Consider the following 7551-nt stretch of genomic DNA (forward strand, 5'->3'; position numbering starts at 1 on the left):
CCCGCAACCAGGCCGCTGCGGGCTCGACCGGGCCCTAGGTAGCCGAAGTATAAGGTGCTAGTATCGCATCGGGGACACATGACCAAAGACGTACACATCGAAAATGTCGAGGTCCACGATGGAGTCGGGGTAGTCATCAACGTTGGGGGATCTGGCGGGCCCAATGACGCACTGACTACGCTGGACACTTACTTAGGATGCTGGTCCAGTGAGACCACACCGCCGCTACCACCTAAACTCGTGCTACTCGGACGTGCTGCGCAGCGGGAGCGACTGCTGGAGTGGTTGCAGCAGCCCTGTTCTGGACCCCTCTCGATCCAAGCTGCGAGCAAACGTGAGGCACTGCTGTTCGCAGCTGCAGCCATCGATTCGTCGCCAGAAGATCAGCGGCGTGAGCTGGTCTCGCGCGCATGGGTCGTCGAGAGCGCCGAAGCTTGGCGTTGGATACTCGCGCAGGAGTCTCCGCAACCGTTCATCCTACTACCCAGTTTCGCCGAATTTGATGTCCACGCGCGGACGGGACCACACTGGGTTGTTGTGGCTCGAGACCGTGAAACTGAGGTCGATGGACTCACCCTCGACCGACCTTTACCTTGGCAGGAGTTGGGTTGCGAACTATCCGCGGCTGGACTGAGCCTTCGCGAAGCCGAACGAGCGGCTATCGAGTCTAGGGGACACTTGCGCCCCCTCCAGCGTCTGCTCGGCGCGATAGATGCGCGACCGCCGAAGTGGATCCTACTCGATCAACGAGCCGAACTCGAGGTGATGCTGTTGCTCGGCGCCTGGGAGCCTAACCATGAGGGGGATGCCGAAGTGGTGGGGAAACTCGGTGTTGATCCCGACAACCTTGAGCGCTTGTGCGTCCGACTGTCTAATATCGAAGATACACCGATTACCCGAGATGGATCGAGTTATTGCTGGTCCTCTCCGGAGGACGCTTGGGCACTACTATCCTCGACCTTAACTAAACGTATGCTTCGCCACTTCGAGACGGTTGCTATTGATGTCCTAGGGGTCAATGATCTGACCTATGACTTGCCGCCCAACGATCGGTGCTGGGCTGCTGTCGCTGGCCCGACCCTCAATCATTCAAAGACGCTGCGGGAGGGATTGTCGCAATCGTTGTTGCGCTTGCGGCACCATGCTCCGACTATTGAGCGCCGTCGTGGTGCGGGCACGGTAATCGCACTGGTTGACTCGATCGTCCGGCAGGTACTCACGCCTAGCTGGAAACGCTGGGCTTCGTTCGAGCAGGCTTTGTGGTGGCTCGCTGAGGCTTCACCCCGGGTGTTTCTAATGCAGTTGGACACCAGCTTCGCTACCGATGGTGGCATCGCCAGGGTCTTCGAGGAGGAAGGCGATCCTGGCCTTCATGGTGCGGCTCCTCATTTGCCTCTGCAACGTGCGCTGGGCCTACTGTGCTGGCTACCGGAGTGGATGTCAGGGGCCGTTGAAGCACTGATGCGACTCGCTGAACTCGACCCTCCTGACCCTCCGACGCCCCGTGTTCATCCTCGTCCGCTTGCAGCCCTTGAATCTGTCTTTCATATAGGCGACCCACAGACTGGGGTCGATGAAGAGGAGCGGCTGACAACACTCGCTAACTTGACTCGGCGGCATCCCGCGCGAGGTTTTCAGCTGTTGCTACAATTGACCCACCAGCTTTCCGGAGGCTTCCGGCCGGAGAGTGTGCAGCCTCTATACCGGACCCGGTTGCCGGCACGATCGGTGGCCAGTGACGAGGTCCAGCGCACCCGTGCAGTGCGTTGTCTCGTGCTCGCCGTGGAACGTGCTGACCAGGCTCCAGAACGATGGATGCAACTGATCAGAGAGCCTGTCAACCAGCGGTTCGACGATGGGCTTGCGGAAGAGGTGTTCGACCATCTGATTGCTCATCGTGATCACTTTGACGATGTAGCCCGCGAGGAGCTTTCTTCCACGATTCGGAGTGAATTGGTGCGACTGTACGCTACTTCTCTTCACCAAAAGCTCGATACACGCCGACTGCAGCTCCACCGTATTCTTGAGACCCTAGAGCCCACTGATCCCGTATTGCGTGAAGGCTGGCGTTTCAGGCCTCAGAACATCCTGCTGGAACCCCATTCACGGAGTGACTATAGGAGCATACAAGTCCGACTCGACGATCAGCGGGATGAAGCCTTCATGCGGCTGATTGGACCCACGCCGAGTTCGGGGGTGGCTGAACTTTCGCGTCTTGTGAGGTTGTTCGTAGATCGGGATACCGATATGCGAGAACTCGGTCGGGTGATCGCTCGCAGTCAATTTAGTGATGATTTTGATGCTGTCTTACTTCGGCAGCGTCCTCCGGTAGGTCTGGAACCTCTTGTTGCGCCCTTCGCACGTGCCCGGAGCCATCTTGTCGGCCAGGGCTTGTCATGGCTACGCGAAATTGTGCACACTTGGAGCAGCGAGGGACGTACGCAAGATGTTCTTGATACGCTCCTACTTCGTTGGCCCGAGCCTCAAATTTGGGATATCGTCGATAGGCTCGAGGAGCCTCTAAAGACGAGCTACTGGAGGGGTCTCGATACCGTTGGAAACCACGATGAGCAGCAGTGGGGGCGTGCGATCACGAATTTGCTTGAAGCGGAGAACGTCCGCACGGCACTCAGCACAGCGAGCCACCGATGCAAGCAGCTCCCTCTCGAGCTACTCATCCAAGTCCTTGAGGCGGTCTCCCTACATACTCCCCAGGAGCGCTCTCATGGCCCGCATATTGGCTACGACGTTGTCGAAATATTCTCTGAGATAGAACGCCGCGACAACGAGGGAGAGGTTGACCCATCGTTCGACCAGGATCTTCTACATCTAGAATTTCGTTTCATTACCTTCTTCGAGGGACGTACACCGCGGCGTGTCAACGCCTTTCTTGAGGGGGAGCCCGATTTTTTTGTTGGTCTGCTTGGCTACATGTATCGGCCCGCAGGAGAGACGCCTGGCGATGACGTATCACCCGCGGCCCAACGACTGGCTACCAACGCTCGTCTAGTGCTGAGGCACTGGCGAAGCTATCCAGGGCGCAACGAAAACGTAGCCACACGAGAGCAGACGCTTTATGACTGGGCAGCACGGGTTCTTGATCTTGCCCATTCCTCAATGCTAGGGGCGGCAGCCTCCCGCGAAGTCGCTGTTCTTCTGGCTCGGGTCGATGTCGGTGAGGATGAATTGTGGCCGAGTGAGGCTGTGCGTCGGCTTCTGCAAGAGGGAGCATACCCTGCGCTCCGTCAGGAGCTATGGAGCGCAGTCGTCAACGACCGAGGAGTCACCATTCGTGGGGCCTATGAGGGGGGGACTCAGGAGGAGGCCCTTGTCGCGCACCACCGTGCAGCCGCTGCTGCTTTGCGTGCGATCTGGCCAGCGACGGCGAGCCTGCACTCGGATCTCGCCGAGCACTACGCTGAACTCGCCAGGCGTGAGGACGAGAGCGCGCACGACGAACGTCAACGCGATGGTCGATAGGGGGAGCCGGGTTTTGGCTCGAGGACGAACTTAGCTCAGGACCAGGCCCGTGCCCTTCTTGACCTTGATTTTCCCCGCACGGAGCCGGCTAGTTGCATCTCGTTTGATGATCACTCCGACCCCCTCACCAACGTCGATTTGATCTACGACCACGGTCTCAGGCTCAAGCCTCTGCGCGAAGTCAGTCCTGAACGCCTGGAACTCCTCCCGGAGGCCGCCCAACTCCTGAACAATGGAGTCCGTGTCGCGGTTGTGCACCCGAACCAACTGAATGAGAGCTTGACCGATCAACTCTTCAACCGGTCCCGCAACCAGCTCGGCAAACTCCCTTTTTTGCTCCTCGTCGGCGAGCCTCGCGAGCTCCCGCTCTAGCTCAGCTTGGGTGCTTAGCGCGAATGCCTTGGCCACGCCCTGCTTGGCCAGAGCACCGAGCGCGGGGATGCCCGTAGCGATCGTTGTCAACAGCTTGGTCAGTTCGGCGACGAAGGCTTCAGACTTGCCATCGAGCAAGCTCTGGGACAACTTGGTAAGGTCCGACTGATGTTCGTCGAGGAGCTTGGCGAGTTCCTGGGCCACTCCGGTATTCTCCGCGTAGATGGCCTGCAGTGCAAGCCGCGATCGCTCTTGGCGCGCGAAGAACTTCACCATCGGTGAAGTCAAGGTCGTGAACGGACCTGGTGTCGTGGTCCAGGTCGACTTAGGCGGGCGAGAACCTACTTCCTGCCGCTTTCACCAGGATCTCCCTTTCGAGGGTGGAGGGTAGGCGTCAAGGGTGTTTTGAGGCCTTGCAGAGGTCTACGGCCGAGGCTCGAGAGGATATGGTGCCGCCCAACTCCCGCTGATACAATCCAGTGGGCATCCGTGACCAGGCACGTCGACATAGGTGGGGTGGAGGTTCAGAACGGCATCGGATTGGTTGTCAATGTTGGAGAGCATCTACCTGGGCCTGCCGTCGCAACGAATATCCCCGCGGAATGGGAAGCAAAGCCGTTCGAAGGGCGTCGCGCTGACTTCGACACACTCGACCGGTTGTTGGACGACAAGACCCGCCCGCAACTGGTAGCCCTCTGCGGTGGACCAGGCTATGGCAAGTCACACTTGGCTGTTCGCTATGCACTTGAGCGGCGTCAACTCTACCCTGGTGGCGTCTTTCTTTTCGAGTTCGGCCACTCTGGACCTCCCACTAACCTCAGTCATTGGCCTGTGCCAGAGTTACCTCCTATCGAGCGCTGGCTGTGGGTCCTCAGCAGGCTCGCACAAGGCCAAGATGCTACACTTCTTGGGCTCCACACTGCGTCCGCTGCTGCTGCGCCAGCTCCTGGTCAGCTTGCTCGCGTCGCATGGTGCTGCCAGTGTGCTGTGAACCTGCACCCGCCCGCTCCCCGTCGCGGAACCCCACGGCACCAGACGGCACGAGAAACCCAAGCGATTCCAACGGGATGTGTGCCAAGTCCGCGCCATCATTACGCTTCGTCGCACCCCGTCGGAGACCCTAGCAGTCTTTACCGGCCTGCCCGGATCAGCCCTTTTTGAACCCTGTAGCTGGCCCCGGCCTGGGACCTCCGTCGCGATGCTAACCGGCCTTGGATCCGCCGGACTTTGGAGGCTCTACGTGGCCTTGTTCTCGCTGCCGGAGCATCGATGGTCATCATCGAAGTGCTGGGCAAATGATGGCGTGTTCACCCATAGTGACGAGTATACGCATCATAATTTGCGGAAGACACTACCCCCATACCGTCACATACAGAACAGATATCTCCAGTCATCCCCTGCTGACCACCCCCTGCACATCGTGGACAATCCACCTCATCGTAAGACTCGGGGTCGAAGGCTTCGTGCTTGTTCTTGGACACAAAGCATGACCCGCCGCAGTAGTCGCACACATCTCCTCGAAGACCTCGTTAGCGAGATCCGCCGCAGCGTGGGCACTCCACCTCATCGATCTCTTCGCGGTCATAGCTTGTCCGCGACATCGCCTGGAGCCTCGTCGATCGAGCTTCAGAAACAAGAAGGATCGGGAGGATCTGGGTGCACGAAGGGCAAGTTGATGGACCGAGTATCCCATTAGCACCTACACTGATCTCAACAACCTATTCCTTGAGTGGGGTGGGCTTGCGACCCCATCGGGGGAAGGTTCTCAACAATGAAGTTCCATCACAGACTGGCGATGTAGACCCTTATTAGGGCGGACATCACAGGCTGTGCCCACCCCTCCACACCTCCTCACCGCCGACGACGTAGCCCAGCGCCTACGTCGCAGCCGTGACTCGGTGTACCGCCAGGCCCGCTCTGGCGCCCTCCCGGGCGCCTTCCGCATGGATCGCTCCTGGCGCTTCCGCGCCGTCGAGCTCGAGGCCTGGATCCGTGAACGGGAACAAAGCCACCCCGCCCAGCCGTCGGGCGTGGGACACTCCCAACCAGGAAAGCGCGCCTCGCCGCAGAAAGCGAAGCGCACCATGAAAATCACCGTGAAGGCGCGGACACAGGGCACGGGCGGGCTCGAGGCGAATCTGTTTTGGACAGACTCGGCGGGCAAGCGCGTGCGTGTGCGTCGGGCCTCCCCTCACAAGTCCAAGGCCAAGACCAAGCGCTGGGCGGAGCGGCTTCTCACCGAGCTCATGGAAGCTCATGAGACCAAGCTCCGCGCGGCCCCTCCGGCGGAACAGGAGCAGCCACAACCTCCACAGCAACCAGTCTTTTCTCACGAACACGAGCGGGCCCAAGGGGGCCCAACCCAGGATGAGGACCGGCCGCGCCGGGACCACGCGCAAAGCGACGACAAACGCCAGGAAGAAGACGTCATCTTCGAGGACTTCGTGCCTCGCTTCATGGCCTTTTGCGAGTCGCCCGTTGCCGGCCGTCGGGGTGCGAACTCGACCGGCGAGCTGTCCAACAAGCGCGGGACGATCGAGCAGCACCTCTCGCCTTACTTTGGCGAGATGCCGCTGCGTCGCATCGGCGCTCGGCAGGTCGACGCGTACGTGTGCGCGAAGGCCCAAGAGCGGAGCAAGCGGACGGGCAAGCCCTTGTCGGCCTCGACGATAGCCAACCACCTCGCGGTGCTGCGGCGCATGCTCAAGGTGGCGCACCGGTGGGAGCTCATCGATCGGGTCCCGGACATCCAGCCGCCGCGCAAGGGCACGGTGGACAACTACCTGTCCAAGCGCGAGGCCCAAGCCTTGCTCGAGCACGCCGATCCGCTCACGCGCGATCTGTTCATGCTCGCGCTGCGTACGGGCATGCGGCTGGGCGAGCTCCGGGAGCTGCGGACCGGCGATGTGGATCTTGCCAACGGGCGGATCCAGGTGAGGCGACAGCGGACGCAGGAGGGCGAGGTGACGCCGCCCAAGTACGGTCGCAAGCGGACGGTGCAGGTGCCGGCCGACGCCCTCGAGGTGCTTCGCAAGCGCCTGGCGGGGCTGGGTCGCAAGGAGCTCGTGTTCAGCAAACCCAAGGGCTACAAGGCGGCGCATCGCGGGGAGCGGGCGGCCAAGGGCGGAGAGCCCTGGTCACACAAGGACCTGTTCAACGCGGTGAACCGCGCGCGGGCCGGAGCGGGCATCGAGCGCTCGGTCGGGGTGCACACGCTGCGGCACACCTTCGCCACCCACGCGGTGGCGGCCGGGGTGCCGCTGTCGCTGGTGTCCCGACAGCTGGGGCACTCGGACGTGCGGACGACGATGCGCTACGCCCATCACGCACCGGAGCTGACGCCCGGGATCTTCGACCGGCTCTCGGAGCCGGCCGGGGGGACCGAGGGGCCGGTGACGGCCGGGGGAGATCTGGATGAGCCGACGGCTCGGGGGCGCTCGAGGAAGCGCCGCCGAGGAGGCTCGAAGGGGGGCTCTCGGGGGCGTTCTGGGGCTCGTGCGGGATCGCCGCGGGCTCAGAATCTGGATGAATCTGGATGAATTCGGGATCCGGGGGATCGCCCGGAAATACTAAACCCCCGTAGACGAGCGTCTAAGGGGGCCTAGCTTGCGAAATCTGAAAGCTCCGGCAACAGGACTCGAAACTGGCCTAGCGGGGCGAAAACAACGAAAAAACCTACCGAGTTCGGCACGCGAATTT

Annotated in this window: 3 protein-coding genes; 2 read left to right on the plus strand and 1 reads right to left on the minus strand. The window is 61.2% G+C overall.

The window, feature by feature from the left end; translation table 11 throughout:
- Positions 1-678 precede the first annotated feature (678 nt).
- The gene (locus tag PPSIR1_RS48285) at positions 679-3480 is read left to right on the plus strand and encodes a hypothetical protein (RefSeq protein ID WP_157595993.1); all 2802 of its coding nucleotides are present in this window, start codon (positions 679-681) and stop codon (positions 3478-3480) included.
- Between the two features lie 30 nt (positions 3481-3510).
- On the opposite strand, the gene PPSIR1_RS26045 is transcribed toward PPSIR1_RS48285, so the two are convergent.
- On the minus strand, positions 3511-4128 hold the full coding sequence (locus PPSIR1_RS26045) for a hypothetical protein (RefSeq protein WP_006974179.1): 618 nt from the start codon (positions 4126-4128) through the stop codon (positions 3511-3513).
- A gap of 1553 nt (positions 4129-5681) precedes the next feature.
- On the opposite strand from PPSIR1_RS26045, the gene PPSIR1_RS26055 reads away from it, so the two are divergent.
- On the plus strand, positions 5682-7391 hold the full coding sequence (locus PPSIR1_RS26055) for a tyrosine-type recombinase/integrase (protein WP_045116764.1): 1710 nt from the start codon (positions 5682-5684) through the stop codon (positions 7389-7391).
- Positions 7392-7551: the final 160 nt, after the last annotated feature.

Source organism: Plesiocystis pacifica SIR-1 (assembly GCF_000170895.1).
GTDB lineage: Bacteria > Myxococcota_A > Polyangia > Nannocystales > Nannocystaceae > Plesiocystis > Plesiocystis pacifica.

Bases quoted from the DNA above. Each gene is read 5' to 3' on its own strand.
- PPSIR1_RS26045 (WP_006974179.1), bottom strand. From the start codon at position 4,128: ATGGTGAAGTTCTTCGCGCGCCAAGAGCGATCGCGGCTTGCACTGCAG.